General features: G+C 45.7%; 10 protein-coding genes. 4 read left to right on the forward strand and 6 right to left on the reverse strand.

Annotation, left to right across the window (positions count from 1 at the left end):
• Positions 1-60: 60 nt before the first annotated feature.
• From L1D44_RS15820 to L1D44_RS15830, 3 genes are all read right to left on the reverse strand, one after another.
• Positions 61-2,784, reverse strand: a complete 2,724-nt coding sequence (locus tag L1D44_RS15820) for a TonB-dependent receptor (protein ID WP_239892162.1) — start codon at positions 2,782-2,784, stop codon at positions 61-63.
• A 504-nt stretch (positions 2,785-3,288) separates the two neighbouring features.
• Positions 3,289-4,284 carry a TDT family transporter gene (locus L1D44_RS15825; RefSeq protein WP_239892164.1) on the reverse strand — a complete coding sequence of 332 codons (996 nt, stop codon included), beginning with the start codon at positions 4,282-4,284 and terminating at the stop codon, positions 3,289-3,291.
• A gap of 130 nt (positions 4,285-4,414) precedes the next feature.
• Positions 4,415-5,488 (reverse strand): methyltransferase, encoded by a 1,074-nt coding sequence (locus L1D44_RS15830; protein WP_239892166.1) that lies wholly within the window; start codon positions 5,486-5,488, stop codon positions 4,415-4,417.
• A 172-nt stretch (positions 5,489-5,660) separates the two neighbouring features.
• Here L1D44_RS15830 and L1D44_RS15835 point away from each other — a divergent pair, with 172 nt between their 5' ends.
• Positions 5,661-6,326: a TetR family transcriptional regulator gene (locus tag L1D44_RS15835; RefSeq protein WP_239892168.1), complete on the forward strand. Its 666-nt coding sequence runs from the start codon at positions 5,661-5,663 to the stop codon at positions 6,324-6,326.
• A 66-nt stretch (positions 6,327-6,392) separates the two neighbouring features.
• Here L1D44_RS15835 and cysK read toward each other — a convergent pair whose 3' ends face one another.
• A complete protein-coding gene (gene cysK / locus L1D44_RS15840; protein WP_220770080.1) occupies positions 6,393-7,361 on the reverse strand; it encodes a cysteine synthase A in 969 nt (322 codons plus the stop codon).
• 237 nt (positions 7,362-7,598) lie between these two features.
• Here cysK and L1D44_RS15845 point away from each other — a divergent pair, with 237 nt between their 5' ends.
• Positions 7,599-8,843: an RDD family protein gene (locus L1D44_RS15845; protein ID WP_239892170.1), complete on the forward strand. Its 1,245-nt coding sequence runs from the start codon at positions 7,599-7,601 to the stop codon at positions 8,841-8,843.
• A gap of 189 nt (positions 8,844-9,032) precedes the next feature.
• On the forward strand, positions 9,033-10,280 hold the full coding sequence (locus L1D44_RS15850) for a diguanylate cyclase (RefSeq protein ID WP_239892172.1): 1,248 nt from the start codon (positions 9,033-9,035) through the stop codon (positions 10,278-10,280).
• 93 nt (positions 10,281-10,373) lie between these two features.
• On the opposite strand, the gene L1D44_RS15855 is transcribed toward L1D44_RS15850, so the two are convergent.
• Positions 10,374-12,710 (reverse strand): DUF5916 domain-containing protein, encoded by a 2,337-nt coding sequence (locus tag L1D44_RS15855; protein WP_239892174.1) that lies wholly within the window; start codon positions 12,708-12,710, stop codon positions 10,374-10,376.
• Between the two features lie 240 nt (positions 12,711-12,950).
• Complete coding sequence (gene cysZ / locus L1D44_RS15860) at positions 12,951-13,724, reverse strand: sulfate transporter CysZ (protein WP_239892176.1); 774 nt, start codon at positions 13,722-13,724, stop codon at positions 12,951-12,953.
• Positions 13,725-13,916: 192 nt separating this feature from the next.
• Between cysZ and L1D44_RS15865 the strand changes: the two genes are divergently transcribed.
• Entirely contained in the window at positions 13,917-17,339 is a 3,423-nt protein-coding gene (locus tag L1D44_RS15865) for a chromosome segregation protein SMC (protein ID WP_239892178.1), read from the forward strand.
• Positions 17,340-17,349 lie beyond the last annotated feature (10 nt).

The raw sequence follows: 17,349 nt of genomic DNA on the forward strand, positions 1-17,349 counted from the left end.
ATGTTTTACTCACAAAAAAACGGCATCCTAGGATGCCGTTTTTATTAACTCAATAAAGGTTTAGAACTTAACTTCACCTTCAACAAACCACTCACGTCCACGTGCGTTATACACGCTGCGTGGGTAGTGAGGCCATGATGTTGCAGTTGGGTCGAAGTTCGGGCCCGCGTCAAAGAGGTTAATAACACCAGCTTTCACTTTAATCGAGTCAGAGATGGTGTAACCTGCAGTTAGGTTCCACTTAGTCTGTGATGCGACTTCATGATCTTCTTCAATAAACTCTTCACCTGCTTCAATAGCAGCTTCTTTGAATGACTTATACTGAATACCGTGCATACGCGCAGTATGGTAAGCGCCAAGTGTCGCTTCGAAGTCCTCAATGAAGTAACCAATGATCAAGTTCGCGCGGTACTGAGGTAAGCCACCGTTGTCGATATCATCTTCAACAGGATCGGTCTCGGTTAGCTGGTACTCAGAGTTGAGAATATAAGTACCGCTAAAGTTAAGCTTTAACTCACCAAATTTGTTGAGATCCCATGTGTAGCCCGCTGTTAAGTCTAAACCGCGGACTTTTTGATAGGCGAGGTTCTGTGCAACAGCGTTAATGTGGGTAATGGTGCCATCGTCATCACGGGTGATCATGTCTTCATAGAGTTCATAGTCACGTGCCGCTTGTTGAGCGCTGATATCGCTCACCATGTCGTCAAGTTTCCACTCCCATAGATCGAATGAAGCATCGAATGCATCACCGCCCCATACAGCACCTAGGTTGGCTGTGTAGCCTGTTTCTGCTTCTAGGTCTTTGTTTGAACCTGTAGTGGTATCGATATGTAATTCATTACAGATCTCATCTAAGGTTTTATTATCTGGGTACTTAGTACCTGGTGTTCCGCCCATAGCCTGACACTGTTTAAAGTCAATAACGGTGTTGAAGCCGTTAGTCGGGTCGCCATATACGCGGTGCATGTCTGGTGCACGGAATACAGAACTCCAAGAACCACGAACGAGTAATTCTCTCACTGGACGATATTCAACCGCGATCTGTGGTGATAGATTGCCACCAAAGTTATCGTAGTGGTCATAACGAAGCGCCGCATCGATAGTTAGGTCATCAAGTACTGGAATGCTAACTTCTGCATAAGTTGCCCAGTTTTTACGTTCACCAGCACCAGAAGAACCGCCTTTGCCTAAGATATTGCCATTTTTAGATTCTGAGTCTGAATCTGTCTCATAGCTTTGAATTGTATACTCAGCACCAAAAGCGAACATGGCATCGCCTGCATCCATCTCAAATAGTGAGCCTGTGATGTTAGCCTGTACGTTCTTCTGAGTAGACTGCGCTCGCTCAAATGAACTGTACGCTGTTTTTTCAGCATCTTCAGCCGAGATATTTTCGAGTAGAGAGTTACCATTTTCGCCAGCGGTGATGTAGTCAAACATGCCGCCAACGGTTGCGTTACCGCCACCAAATACGTCGACACTGGTACGGCCATAGTTAACCGATGCATCCCAGTTATATTCGTCGGCAATTAAGCCCTCAAGGCCTGCAGTGAAGAAATAGTTGCGGGTCTTAGTTTCAGTAGTACGATTGCCAAGCTCGTGTAAACGACGGGCGTAGTAATATGAGCCATCTTCAGCGTTGGCAAAGTCACCATTTAGTGCTGTCGACTTATCAGCAAATACCTTGCTCATATAGTTGTCTGCACCTTCTTGACCGTAACTTACGGTGAGCTGATCACCGTCGACTGTGATGTCGTAATCATCGAACGCCGATGGCTCGATGTTAGTCACAGATTTAGCTTCAGAATAGTCTAAACGGCCCACGAAGCTTGTGTCATCATTAAGCTCATAGTTGAAATTAGTCGAGCTGATAAAGCGTGAGCTTTCTGGTTGAAGATCACGCCATGCAGAGCGATCGAAGCCACAAGTACTGCCTGTCCATAGGAAGCCACCTGCTTCACATTCTTCAGCCGTGAGTACGCGTTGGCCAGTAGGTGCTACGCCATCGACTGCGACACCCGCAATTCTCGCACCGTAAGAGCTGTATCCTGAGAAGTCGCTATGAGGTACATTGTCGGTGTGAAGACCAAAGTTCTCTCTGTCAGTTGCTTTTAGAGATTCAGTATCTTGGAATTCGATAAAGGTCGATACGTTACCTCTGTCAGATGATGCACCAAGAGATAGGGCTACGCGGTCATTGGCGCCACCGCCGTTTGTTGTGTCGCCATGACGATATTTAATTGCCACGCCTTCAAAATCTTTTTTCAAGATGATGTTAATTACACCACCCACAGCATCGGCACCGTAAATTGCCGAACCACCAGATTGTAGAATTTCAATACGCTGTACAGCTTCCATAGGAAGGTTTGCAGTATCAACGAAGTTATCTGTACCGCCTGCTGGCTTTGGATATTGGTTTAGGCGTTTACCATTAATTAGGGTAAGAGTACGGTTTGCGCCAGCGCCGCGAAGGCTGATTGAAGACGCTGCCGGTGTAAAGCCGTGAACCGACTGTGTAGTCATCGCGCCAGTTGTTGAGGTTAAGCTTTCCAACGCATCTTGAACGTTAGTGAAACCCTGTTTCGCCATTTCGTCAGCACTTAATACGGTAACAGGTGTAGCAGTTTCCATATCACTGCGTTGTATACGCGAACCCGTTACTTGGATACGTTCAACATTCTCTTCATCTGCTGCAAGAACAACTGGCGAGCTAAGCGCTGCAGATGCGGCGCCTGTAGCTAACGCAAAGCGCACGGCTTTGGCCAATCTTGAGTTAAACTGCATATTATTACTCCCTTGGAACTTATATTTGTTTTATGTTTTTTTGTTAAGTAACGTCTTCTTAAGGTGTTGCGAATGTATGTAAAAAGATGTCCTTCGGCAGAATGTAAGCACAACTCAATAACTGGAGCAACATGCTGTTTACAGGTGTTTTATTTGCCTGTTTAGTTGTTGAATATCTTCTTGTTAACAGTTGCGCATCCTTGTTGCAACATCGAGTCGCTGAATGTGTTTGTGGTGTTGCGGTTGTTGTGATTTTGTGGGCTTGATGTTTTCGTTGTTAGTGCTGTGTGTTGTGGTGGTTTTAGTGTGCTGTGGTGTTTTTGTTTGTTTTTATCAGTGTGTACAGGTGGGTATACTGCGGGCTGTGATGGTGTACAAAAAACCTTAAATGTGATAGTTATCACACTTAAGGCTCTGGGGCGGCACCTAATTTGAGGAATGTTGCTAATAGGTTGGCTATTTCTTACCAAGTGTTTGTACAAAAATTGATGTGCATAATAGCCATTAACTTTTCAATACCTTTCTCCGATTAAGGAAACTTGCCCTGTAATGGTGTAGGTATCGAGTTGCAACATAAGTGACTACCAAGGTTGCCACAATTAACTCAACCTTAGCGGTGATAAGTAAGTCAAAGGAAAGCACACTTGAGCCGTAGGTTGCTATCAGCCAATGTACCGTTTTAAATAGCGCCGTTGCGCCGATAACCATGGGAAAGGTAAAAGCGGCATAGCCTGGTGAAAAGGGCAGTCTAAGTAAATGAAAGAAAGCGAGATAAATAACACTTGTCATCAGTAGTGCAAGTGTGAGTAAAGCACCAACAACAATGAGTGATGGCTCAGTGGATATCGTTAAGTAACCTGCGAGTGAAAGACTGGCTGGGGCTGCTAAAATCGCAATTGTGGGCTTTGCGGCATCGGCAATCGGTGCGCAGAAAATCAAGCGATAGAGCATTATTGGCAGCATCACCAGATAACTGGTTATTCCGAAAGTGAGAATTGCATTAGCTAGCCATTGATATTGCATTTCAGAACCATGAGGGAAAGACACTGCCGCGACAATGATCCCAATGGGTGGAACGAACCAGCTGGGCACCATATGTTCGAGCTTAAAATCGATGGCGCGGTAGTAGACAAACATAGTTAGAAATACAATATGGATGGCGATAGCTAACAGCCAAAGTCCAACCCCTACGGCGTGATTAAATTTTCCTAAAGATGCTGATACCACCATTAATCCCATTGCAAAAGTTGGGATCACACTGCCAACGACAGGGTGGGTGAGTTCTTCAATAAGTACCTGTGGATGAAGTACAAATTTAGCGACTAACATAAGTAAAAGAACAGCTGCAATGGATGCGCCAACCAATTGTCCTCGACCATCCATATTCGGTACCATGCTCTCCCATGCCCAACCTAAGCTGGCGATAGCTAATGCTAGCCCCGCCATAGGGCTAGGGAGACGTGATACTCTGTGCCTGAGTTTGTCGTTTGTGGTGATCATTACATTATCCTCAATCCAGTTTTTATGGCATGAGTTTAGAATGAACCCGGGTTAAATTAAATTGAACTCCACTTAACCTTTGGTTAAGTTTTTCTTACTTTTAATATTACCCTTAAAGTCTAACTTATCCTTAAGGTTTGAGTTTGCAACGCAGCAAAGTATGGCCAAGACCTATGTTGTCGATGTCTTCATCGACAAACAAGCCTGCTTGGCTGATCAGTTTTAGCAGGGTTTTACTGTGATACATGCGGCTATTACCGTTGGCAATGGCGGTGAAATACAGTGAAGTGGCATTAACGCAATAAGCACCAGCTTCGAAAGGCTGACGATCCCAGAAGGTCTCTAGGATGCACAGTTCGCTGTTAGCGGTCATTACTGACGCTGCACGCTTTAAGATGCTAAGGATCTCAGCTTCAGAGAAGCAGTCTAAAAACTGGCTCATCCAATACAGGTCGCCATGCTCACAAAATGGTTTGCTCTCATCGAGCAGATCGGTAACGAAAGGGCTGACTCGTGCTGATACACCCGCAGCCTCAGCGTTTTTCATCGCGACTTGTAGTTGCCCTGGTAGATCCATAATCGTGACCTTGACTTGATTGTCGAAGCTTGTACAGGCTAATGCCCATTTACCGGTATTGCCACCCACATCAACGATATGCTTGGGTTTAGCTTGAAAGATCAGTGGAAGTAAAGACTCAAACGCATGATCTGAGTAGTAGTGATCGAACTCAAACCAGCTTTTCTTAATTTCTTCAGGTAGTTGACTTAAACCGGGATAGATTGTTTGCCAATCGCCTAATGAGGCCAAGCCTTTGGGTTTGCCTTCGATAAGTGAAGCCTCTAATTCAAATAGGCCTTGATAGCAGACATCGTGGGTGAAGTTGAGGTTGGTCTTTGCCATATCATCATGCAGCAAGAAATGGCCGATTTTATCGAGCACATAGTTTTCATCATTTAGATATAACAGCCCCATGCTCAGTCCCATATCGACTAATACACCTACGGCATATTCGGACAGTGTTGTTTGTTGTGCTAATTGCTTAAGACTGCTTCCGCTGTTGCCGCTGTCGGAGATGAGTTGTAATAAGTTAAACTTTAAAAGGCAGCGTGCAACCTGAAAACTAATGGGAGCAAAAGCGATTTTTTGTGCTTCAAATTTGGCATTGAAGGCACTGATAGAAAGCGGGGAGCGATAAAAAGACATAAGTTAAACCAAGATAAGCTTCGAGAGTATTAGTGGAGCGAAATTTTACATGTTACAGTTTGTTAATTGTTTGAGCTTGATCCTAATTCATAGGGTTAAGTGTGCATTTGAACCAATGTAAAGTGGTTTTGTCTGTTTAACCAGCATATTTATTAGTCTATAGGGAGCAGATATGCTTGTACCTTTGACCTATGTGGGCCGTCAATCAAACCGTAGCGATGGTCAAGCGCGGCGCATTGAAATATTAGAAGCAACCTTACGCTTAATCGTTAAAGAGGGGATCCGCGGCGTTCGACATCGCGCCGTTGCAACAGAAGCCAATGTCCCCTTGTCCTCAACGACTTATTATTTCGATGATATTAAAGATCTGATCAGTGACTCGTTAACTTATTTTGCCGAGAAAACGCTGTGGATGAATAAGGCATTGGAGCAGAAGAGTTATGCTTTGGTCGAGAGTGTAAGGTTAGAGCAAGAGACTGCCGATGAGCCACAAATGAAAAGCATTATTGTCGAGAATTTGAGTCTGTTTATCTGTGAGCATATTAAAGACCAGTTAGCTCACCGAGACGATAGAGTGCTCGAGATGGCATTTCATGAAGAAGCCTTGCGTAACCCGCAGTTAGCGGCCGCGATTAGTGCACTAGATGAAACCTTTCTAACGAGTATCAAGCAGTTCTTTGCGGGAATGGGCTCAACGACGGCCAACGAAGATGCCCATCAGGTGTTAGCCATCATTAAATTGCTTGAGTCACAGTATCTTCTTCGGGGCGTGTTTGATGATAAGCAGGTATTCGCGATTGTCAGTTCGACAGTTAGCCATATAGTCAAAGCGATTTAAACTCAGACAAAAGCAACAATAAAAAACCCAAGCTATTGCTTGGGTTTTCTTTTGCTCTGAATGAGCTTATTGAACGTTTTCAGCATCGCTAAATTGGCCTTGGAACAGTACCGATGATAGGTAACGTTCTGCTGCCGATGGTAAAATAACCACGATGTTTTTACCTTCAAATTCAGGTAGCGCGGCAATACGGTTAGCTGCTACAACAGCTGCGCCCGATGAAATACCGACTAAAATACCTTCCTCTTTCATTAAACGTTGAGCCATCTCAATGGACTCTTCATTGGTTACCGCCTCGACGCGGTCAATAAGAGTAAGGTCTAAGTTGCCAGGAATAAAACCTGCGCCAATACCTTGGATTTTGTGAGGCCCCGGTTGTACGGTTTGACCCGCGAGTGTTTGCGCGATAACGGGCGAGTCCGTTGGCTCAACTGCGACAGAGGTAATAGCCTTACCTTGAGTGTTCTTAATATAACGGCTAACACCGGTAATCGTGCCACCAGTACCCACACCAGCAACCACTACGTCAACCTCGCCATCGGTATCGTTCCAAATTTCTGGACCAGTGGTCTTTTCATGGATTTCTGGGTTCGCAGGGTTATTGAACTGCTGCAACAATACATACTTTTCAGGGTTTGATAGTCTGATCTCTTCAGCCTTGTCAATTGCGCCCTTCATACCTTTAGCACCTTCGGTCAGAACCAAGTTAGCACCAAGGGCTTTGAGTAGTTTTCTACGCTCTAAACTCATGGTATTTGGCATAGTCAGGGTTAATTTATAACCACGAGCGGCTGCAACATAAGCCAGAGCGATACCTGTGTTACCCGAGGTTGGCTCGATAAGCTCTTGCTCCTGCGTTAGAAGGCCTTTTTTCTCAGCATCCCAAATCATATTGGCACCGATTCGGCATTTCACGCTAAAGCTTGGGTTGCGAGCTTCAACTTTGGCAAGTACTCGACCATTGCTTACACGGTTTAGGCGGACAAGAGGGGTGTTACCGATTGTTTGTGAATTATCTTCAAAAATTTTGCTCATGGCTTGCTTGCTCCTTTATATGCACAGCTAAATCATAATAGGCTTTTGCCGCAATAGAAGTGATAGTTTGTTCTTCGTTATTCCTTTTAGTTATTAAAGCGTTTGCTGTTATTCATAAAGAGCGGTTTGGCTGCGGAAATGACATGTTAACATGTTGTTATTTTGAATGGTTTTGTCAGTTTTACCTCAGCGATATGAGGATAAGCCTGTCGTTTCCAAGATTTATGAGGACGCTTGATGAGCCAGCAGCAGATAACTAAACAGGATGATCCCAAGACTTGGGTTACGCCTTTTGCTTTCGATGTCGCGCCTAATATTTTGTATCTACCATTAGCCAGCCCATTAAAAAGAGGCCTATCGATGTTGATTGATGGCCTATTGGTTGCTGTTCTAGCTGAAAGTGCGGGTTGGCTCTTTATCTTGTTGGTATTAGGAACGCTGCTGGTGCAGAAGCAGAGTAAAGCTGTGGGGAAGGCGTTTAAGTGGGGCTTATACCTACTGATGCTGGTTGTGTTGATCTCATCGTTGGTCGGCTATTTTAGCGATGTGACAGTTAAGGCACCTCAAGACACTGATTTGGACTCTAATAACAACCTAGTCTTATCTGAAAATAGTCAAGGCGGTTTAGCAACATTGGCAGAAATGGCCGGTTACATCCCAGCTGTGATTGCTGCTAGCCAATGTGAAGATTTTGCCTGTGCGCAAAAGAGTATTGCCGAGGTGAAGAGTGCGCTAGCCAACACCAGCCTCAATACTGAAGCGCAGAGTAATATTATTAATGATCTAGTTACTGATCTGCCATTAACTTCGGCTGAAAAGCAGCAGCTGCATGAGCCTTATACTGAGGTCGCAGCTAGTGAAGAGTCCCCCGTTGCCACTGCTAACCCCAAAGCTGAGCTCAACGAACAAACCGTAGGCAAAAACGGTGTCACCGAATCAAGTTCAAGTGCGGGCCCGGTTGTCTCTGAATTAGAAGCGCGGATACAAGAACTTGAAACTATAGCGGCTAAATTAGAGCTGCAGGCGAAAGAGCAAAGTGCTGCCCACGAGCAGCGGGTTAGAGATATCAGTAATAATAGTGATGAGAGCAGCAGTCCGTTGGCATGGATAAATGGCTTACTCAATGATCTGGGCTTAGGTTTTGGTTGGGCTGCCTTCTATTTTACGGTATTTACTGCGTGGTTTGATGGTCAAACTTTAGGTAAAAAATTATTTGGGATCCGTGTTATTCAGCTTGATGGCACCAAAATTTCACTATGGGATGCTTTTGGTCGCTACGGTGGTTATGCGGCAGGCTTTACCACAGGTTTGTTAGGTTTCTTTCAGATTTACTGGGATGCCAATAGACAGGCAATACAAGATAAAATTTCCGCAACAGTAGTGATAGATGTGCGTAAAACACGTCATGAAGTAGCGTTAGAACATGCACCAATTGATAACAAATCCAATCAACTAGCCATTGATAATGGCTCAAATATTTGACATTTACGCTACCGTTTTATCTCAACAGGCGTTAAGCTGCGCGGTATTAACCAATCAGCATAAAAAGCGCATAGGCTGATTATGGAACAGGATTATATTTCCCTTTTAATTGCGAATAGTTAATTGATTTAGAGCCTAATATAAAGCTCGTTAACTGAGTATAAAAGGAGTAGGGGAAAGGAGAGCAGGTTGCGAATTTTAGTGGTTGAAGATAGCCAAATGGTATCAAGGGTCATGCGACATCTGCTTACCCAAGAACTCCGTTGTGAGGTGGATGTCGCACCGGATATGGCAAGCGCAAAGGTGCTGTTGGCGCAAAATGAATATTTTGTCGCAATCACAGACTTAAACTTACCCGATGCCCAAGAAGGAGAGATAGTTAAGTTTGTACTGGCAAAACAGATCCCCTGCATCGTACTGACAGGGAGCTGGGATGCTGAGCAGCGTGAGCGTCTGCTGCAGCTTGGGATCGTCGATTACGTGTTTAAAGAAAACCGTTTTAGCTACGAATATACCGCCAAGCTGGTTAAGCGTTTGCGCCGCAATCAAAGCGTGAAAGTGTTAGTCGCCGACGACTCTCTGGTGAGCCGTAAATTTATCCGTAGTTTACTGGAGCAGCATCTGTTTCAAGTGATCGAGGCTGACGATGGTATTTCCGCGTTAGGTACCCTGAATGATAACCCCGATATTAAGTTATTGATCACAGATTATAATATGCCTGGACTCGATGGATTTGGGCTGATCATCAAAGTTCGTGAACAGTTCAGTCGTGAAGAGCTGGCGATTATTGGACTGTCGAGTGACAGCGATGAAAGCCTTTCAGCACGCTTTATCAAAAATGGGGCTAACGATTTCCTGCAGAAGCCTTTCGTTCATGAAGAGTTTCACTGCCGAGTGTTAAACACTCTCGATGCGCTGGATATGGTGACACGGCTTTGGGAGCAGGCCAATCTTGACTATCTAACTAATGTCTATAACCGACGTTATTTCTTTAACTTATATGAAGAAAAACTGACTGCACTCGCTCAAAAACAAGGCTCACTGTCAGTGGCACTGCTGGATATCGATTTTTTTAAGAAGGTTAACGATACTTACGGCCATGATGTGGGTGATGAAATCTTGATTGAGTTTGCTAACAGGTTACAGCAATCATTCTCTGCACACTTCACGGTTGCGCGTATTGGTGGCGAAGAGTTTGTGGTCGGGTTTAGGGGTCTTAATGTTGATAAGGCCTACGCGCTTTTAGATAGTTTCAGGATACAGCTGGAATCAACCCCTTTTGAGACCTCAAAGGGAGCGTTAAACATCAGCGTGAGCACCGGGGTTGCCGAGTTTAGCCATGATGAAACAGTCGATGAACTATTAAATCGAGCGGATCAGGGCTTGTATAAAGCGAAGGAGGGCGGACGTAACTTAGTCTGTATCGTAGAGAGTTAACTTGATTTCCTATCTGATTACAGAGATAAAAATCAGCCAAAAGGCTAGTTTTTATCTCTATGTATCAATTCTTCGACTCCTCCTTATGAGCCACTAAAGTAGCCAAGCGTAACTGACTTTCATAAAGTAGCTTTCTTCGGTTTTCATGAGCGAGTCTATGGTGTCATCGGCCTTTATACCATCGGAGTAACCTAGATAGAATACGCTCTGAGGGTTGAGTTTATAGCCGTAGAGGATCTCATTACCTAGCTGTTGGTAGTGCTCATTTGGCGTACTGTACTGATACAAACTGGCATCGCGTTCGATATCGGTGTAGACACTCGATATGCGAATAAAGTTATGAATATCGATATACCAGCTAAGACGCAGATCGCTTAAGTTAGCTGTAAACAGACGTCCATCATCCACATCCATAGTGCGATAAACATGAGACAATTCGAACTCTATTGCGTCAGTGACTTTCCAATTGATGCCAGGATTAAACATCACCTTAGTGCCTAATTGGTCGTTGGCAAAATCGATATCATCGCCATAGTTGATATCTAACTCAAGAAACAGTGTACGGGTAGGTTTTATATTGGTGTATAGCCAGCCCATGGTCTCGCTGAACATTTGGGTGTTACCATCGATGGCGAGAGACGCGCCATTATGGCGACGCCCAACTCGGTCACGGTTTACCACTCCAAAGGCGGTGTAGCTTTGCCACTGGCCTTGGAGTTCCATTTTCGCCTCGATTTCTTGCTCAAGCTTTTCACCTGCCTGATTATGGCTAATATCCCAATCGCCACGAAGTTCTACTTGGTTGAAGAATCCCTGCTGTGGATACCAAGTATAACCGCCGCCAGTGACAAATTTGCTAAAATCGACTCTTTCGATAAAACCCAAATCCGCTCTAAAGTCTTCACCAATGGATTGGTATTGAGCAAAGAGATCCCAGCTTCGGGTTTCCCGTTGATATTTCACTAGGTACATATCATCACTAAAGTCTCCCTGCTTCTTGGTTCGCAGCACGCGCTCGTTTATTCCGCATTCAAAAAGGTCGCAGTTACTTTGCGGTAAACAATCGTCGCTACTACAAAAAGACTTATAAAGATCAACTGGGTACTCAGTATTAGACAACACATATTGCGCCGTGAACGTATCGTGCTCGGTAGGCTGGTATTTGGCATCTAGGCTGGTGACGTAGTTATGGTAGTCATCGCTCTTCTTTGCGGTGACTAACGCACCAATGGATAATGGTTTGCCAAGATCTAAGCGATAGCGGCCTGCGAAGTTTTGGCTTTTCTTATCTATGCTAGCGATATCTGAGCTTAAGTTGCCCGGTACTAGAAAGTTGGTACTGGTGTCATCGGTGATCAATGTCGCGAAAGTGTGGTCACCCACTTTGCTGGTCAGTTTAAGGCCGTAATCGGGGGCGCCAATATTACGCGTGTGCAGCAAGTTAAGCTGGGTATCGAAATAATCCTTATTGTCGAGAAAAAACGCCCGTTTCTCCGGATAGAAGAGGGCAAAGGTACTGTTAATATCTAGCTGTCCCGCATCGGCTTCCACCTGGGAGAAATCGGGGTTAATCGTGGCACTAAGCAGGGTACTTGGGGTGATCCCCCATCGCAGATCCAAGCTAGGCTCGATCTTGTTCTCACTATTCCAGTCACTGTTCTCTTTATGGGGGCGCTTGCTATTACGGTTAAGCACAACAGATGGGGTAATTTGTAAATCGCTCCCTTGCTCGATATTGGCAAGCCCAGTGGCGATGCCAAGCTGACAGAGCTGACAGTTGTTGTTTCTATCGATTTGATGGCTCGAGATGCGGTGCTCTTCGTTTCGAGGGTAGAAGCGGATAAACTCAATCCCCCATTTTTGCTCGGCATTATGATCAAAGTTTAACAGCCTAAAGGGCAATTCTATCTCGACTTGGTAGCCCGACTCGGTGCGCTTGGCCGCGCTGTACCAGATCCCATCCCATGCATCACTCTCGCTGCCCGTTAACTCATTCTCGATTGAGTCCATCTGTACGCCATAGGCATTGACGAAGAATTGATAGGCTAATCTAGCATCGTTAAAGGTATCGAGCTTTATCCCTACAAGGTCATCGCCCCAAACACTGTCTCTGTCGCTTAAGTTCGCGCGGATCTGCTCAGGAGCTGGATCTTGTGCGCTAAAGGCTAAGAATAGACTAGATTGGGTGGCGTAGACTCTAACTTCAGTTTGCACCGGGGCGGCAATGTTCTCACCTGGTCGAGTCTCAAATTTAAGGTTTGCAATCGCAGCTTGTTGCCACTGGGGCTCATCAAATTCGCCATCTATTTCAATAGCGGCCTCAAGCGTTGGGATCTGAATATTGAATTGCGATGATAATCCTGCTTGGCTAGGAGTCGCGGTAAAGGCACTTAAGAGAAGTGCTAAGGGTAAAAAGCTTTTCTTTGTCATTTGTTATAATTGTTATTGCACTGTTATTTGTTGAGATTGTGCCAGATTTAGCCCTCGAATTGGACAGCAAAAGTTGCAAGATATTGTTACAAAGCTTGTCTTGTCGTCTTGCCCTCGTATTGTGGTGGGAAGTGTGACGCTAGACGAGCAGGGTCTGAGAAGCTGGGTGGGTGTTATAGCGTTAACAAAAAAGCCATGTCGAGACATGGCTTTTTAGATGTAATCAGATGCTAGCGAGATTTACTCAGGCGCTATGACATCATTCTTATAGGCGCTGCGGTACTTATCGACCCACATGGCGGTTGCACCACAAATCGCTACTGGCATTACTACGAAGTTCAAAATTGGGATCATTGAGAACAAGGTGACCGAAGCACCAAAACTAAAGCTACTGCCCTTGGTTTGATTGAGGGCAAACTTCATGTCTTGAAACGGGACTTTGTGGTTATCAAATGGATAATCGCAGTACTGAATCGCCATCATCCAAGCACTGAATAGAAACCATAATACAGGTGCTATGGTCTGCCCGACAAAGGGGATCCAAAACAGCAGTAAAAAAACGATGGCTCTTGGCAGGTAGTATTTCAGCTTCATCCATTCTCGGCCCATGATCCGTGGCAGATCTTTTATCAGGTCGATACCGCCACCCGTATTAAGCGGCTTGCCTGTGAGTTGTTGCTCAACCTTTTCAGCAAGCAAACCGTTAAAGGGGGCGGCGAGCCAGTTCATGACGGAGCTAAAGATAAACGACAGCACAACCAGTAGCGTAAGGACAGCCAGAGGCCATAGTATGAAGTTAAGCCAGCTTAAATAATCCGGGAGCTGCGTCGATAGCCAGGCAAACACGTTTTCTAGTTGGCCAATGGCAAAATAGATAAGACCCGAAAACAGCAGTAAGTTGATTGAGAGCGGAATAAAGACGAATCTTCTCAATCCTGGTTGTTTGATGAGGCTGAAGCCATCGAGGAAGTAATTTACACCGCTTTTTTTTTGTACTTGTTTGGTTTTATTCATAGATAGATGTAGGTTATTAAAATTGCGCATTAGTACGATTGTGAGTCAGTCGGTATTTAATCACAAGTTAAAAGCGCTTAATGCACGATAAAAGCGTTACAAAATACAGCGAGCTTTGGTAAAGTTAACCACTAAGTAATCCCCTCAAACTCAGTCGCTATTTACCTAGCGAGGAAATGACTACACGGCACAATGAGACTTAAACAGATTAAACTTGCCGGATTCAAGTCATTCGTCGATCCAACTAAAATCCCTTTACTTAATCCCTTAAGCGCCATTATTGGGCCAAATGGTTGCGGCAAATCGAATGTAATCGATGCCGTGCGCTGGGTGTTGGGGGAAAGCTCGGCTAAACACCTGCGCGGTGACTCCATGGCCGATGTGATCTTTAATGGCTCGACGGCGAGACGCCCGGTATCCGTTGCCAGTGTCGAGTTATTATTCGATAACCAAGACGGCCGCCTTGCTGGTCAGTATTCCAGTTATCAAGAGATCGCCGTTAAGCGCCAAGTTAGCCGTGACGGTGACTCAAGCTATTTTCTCAATAACCAAAAGTGCCGCCGTAAAGATATTACCGACCTGTTTATGGGCACTGGTCTCGGGCCTCGCAGCTACGCAATTATTGAGCAGGGTACGATTTCAAGGTTAATTGAGTCTAAGCCTCAAGAACTGCGGGTCTTCATCGAAGAGGCCGCAGGGATCTCGCGTTATAAAGAGCGCCGCCGTGAAACGGAAAACCGAATTCGACACACGCGGGAAAATTTGGCCAGACTAGGTGACATTCGCTCCGAGTTGACCAAGCAACTCGATAAGCTCGCGGAGCAAGCCGAAACGGCGCGTAAATATCGTGAGCTTAAGCAATCCGAGCGTAAATATGATGCCGAGCTGTCGGTGTCACGCTTCGATGAGCTGCAACAGCAAATCGCTAAAATTGATGAGCAGCTGAGTAAACTCGAGCTGCAACAAACAGAGCTGTTGGCTAAGAAGCAAACCATTGAATTAAGCCTGACAGAGCTTAGCTTGAAGTTAAGTGAGCTAGAAACTCAAGAAGCGCATCAAGTTGAAGATTTTTATCTTACTAAGACGCATATTGCCAAGCTTGAACAGTCACTTAAGCATCGTCAGCAGCAAGATGAGAGCTTGACTCAGCGCCTTCAGGAAATCGATGAACAGATTGGCCTCTATCGGGCTCGATTAGCCGAAGCGCAGCTCAAGCAAACCCAGCTGACTGCGCAGCAAGCGTTGGCGCTACCCGATGTTACCCTAATCCGACAGCAGTTGACGGCCCATGATGCCGAGCTGTCATTAGCCAATGAGCAACTGGATCAACTCAGTGAACAATTGCATGGCTTGAATGAAGCCTATAGCCAAGCGCACCACGCGTTTGAGATGAACCGTAATCAGCTTAGCCATAATGAATCTGATATTGGTAACAAGCAGAGGTTGGTGGAGCGTTTACAGGAGCAAGTCGTTTCGACCTCAGCTGAGCTTGAAAAGATAAATGCACAAGACTTCGCTACACAGGTCAGCGAGCTTTCCTTGGTGATTGAGCAAGAGCAAGAGGTGCTCGATGAACTCAACTTTCAACTGCAAAGTAAGCAGCTCTCCGAGCAGGAGCTATTTGCCGAGCAAGATAGCCTAAAGGTCAGACTCGCCGATGAGCAGGGGCGCTTATCTGTGGTGACTCAGCTATTGCCAACCGATAAGGTGGGCGATACCGAAGAGCTCTGGCAAGTCATCGAAGTCAGCCCAGGCTGGGAAGCGGCTGTGGATATGCTGCTATCGGGACTGTTAAATACGCCGGTATTGTCCAAGCCAGATCTGGATAGCAACCCTGAGCAACTTGGCTTTGAGTCCGGCGTTACAGAGCTGGGGGTGATTAAAGCGCCGGTGAATCTTGCACCTTGGCTGCAGCATGTGACTTGGCTCGAGACCAAAGAGCAGGCCATTGTCCAAAGGGCCTCTTTGAAACAGGACCAGCTAATCGCTACCGCCGACGGATACCTAGTTGGCGTCGACTTTATTATCGAGAAGACTCAGGCTGCGGGCTCCATTGTTGAGCTTAAAAATGAGCAGTTAGCGTTGCAGCAAAGCGTCATGACGAATCGGTCGGCTCTGGAGACACTGAGTGAGTCATTGACTCAAGTAAAGCAGGTCATGGCGCCGCTTGTTAGCCAGATCCAGCAAAAGCAGCAATTTATTCAGAGTCAGCAGATAACCTTGGCAAGCTTAAGGTCTCAGCTGGAGTCACAGCAGCAATCGGTGACACAGACTGCCTCAAGGTTAGCCAAGGTCGAGCAAGACTTACTCGAGGCTAAGCAAGAGCGACAGGCGTTGCAACATAGCGTCGAGAAGCGAACGCGACAGCATCAGCAACTGAGTGATGCTCTTGAGAAAGCGCAAATCGCGAAAGCCGATGGTCAAGCGCAGAAAGCGCAAGCGCTGGATAAGCTTGCTAAGCTTAAACCGCTTCGCCAGCAGTTAGACGCTAAGATGGCGCAAGCATCGGCGAGTGAGCAGAATTTGCATACTCAGCTGATGCTGATCGAGCAACAGGTCAATCAGCACCAGTTGCGATTATCGGAGCTTGAGCAGAGTGAAGCTGTGCTCAAGCAGCAGTTAGCGCTCAAAGACAGTGAACTGCAAGACGGGGAGTCGCAGCCGCTTAAGACCCAGTTAGAGCAAGCCTTGCAAGCACAGCAGATTAAGCAGGATGCATTGACGGCGTTAAGGCAGCAGCAAGCAGAGCTTCAGGAACTGTGCGATAGTGCAGGAACGAATAAAAAACAACAGCTTGCGAGTTTAGAGGGCTTGACTCAATCCACAAGCACGTTAAAGTTACGCCGTGAAGGATTAAAAGGTCAAATTGACAGTCAGCAACGATTGCTACTTGAGCAAAATATTGATGTTAAGCAGGTTTTATTATCATTAGATGAAAATAAGACCTTGGTTTGGCGTCAAAAAGAACTTGAGCGATTACGGTCACAGATAGAGGATTTAGGCGCGATTAACTTAGCCGCGATTGAGGAGTTTGATCTTCAAAACCAGCGCAAGTTATATTTAGACAGCCAAGATGACGATCTGAACGCCGCGCTTTCGAGCTTAGAAGAGGCGATTCGTAAGATTGATAAAGAGACCAAGAGCCGCTTTAAGGACACGTTTGATAAAGTGAATGCCGATCTTGGGCTGTTGTTTCCTAAGGTGTTCGGCGGTGGTAGTGCCTATTTAGCCTTGACCGACGATGATCTTTTAGAAACAGGCGTCACCATTATGGCGAGGCCGCCGGGCAAGAAGAATAGTACGATTCATCTTCTTTCTGGTGGAGAAAAGGCGTTAACCGCTTTATCATTGGTATTTGCTATTTTTAGGTTAAATCCGGCACCATTTTGTATGCTGGATGAAGTCGATGCGCCTTTGGACGATGCCAATGTCGAACGTTTTTGTCGTTTGGTAAAAGAGATGTCCCAAAGCGTTCAATTTATATATATTAGTCACAACAAGATCACCATGGAATTGGCCGATCAACTTATCGGTGTGACTATGCATGAGCCCGGTGTATCACGCATCGTGGCAGTTGACATAGATGAAGCGGTGGCATTAGCCGACGCAGGATGAACATAAGAAA

Source organism: Shewanella sp. Isolate13, assembly GCF_022398325.1.
Taxonomy (GTDB): Bacteria; Pseudomonadota; Gammaproteobacteria; order Enterobacterales; family Shewanellaceae; genus Shewanella.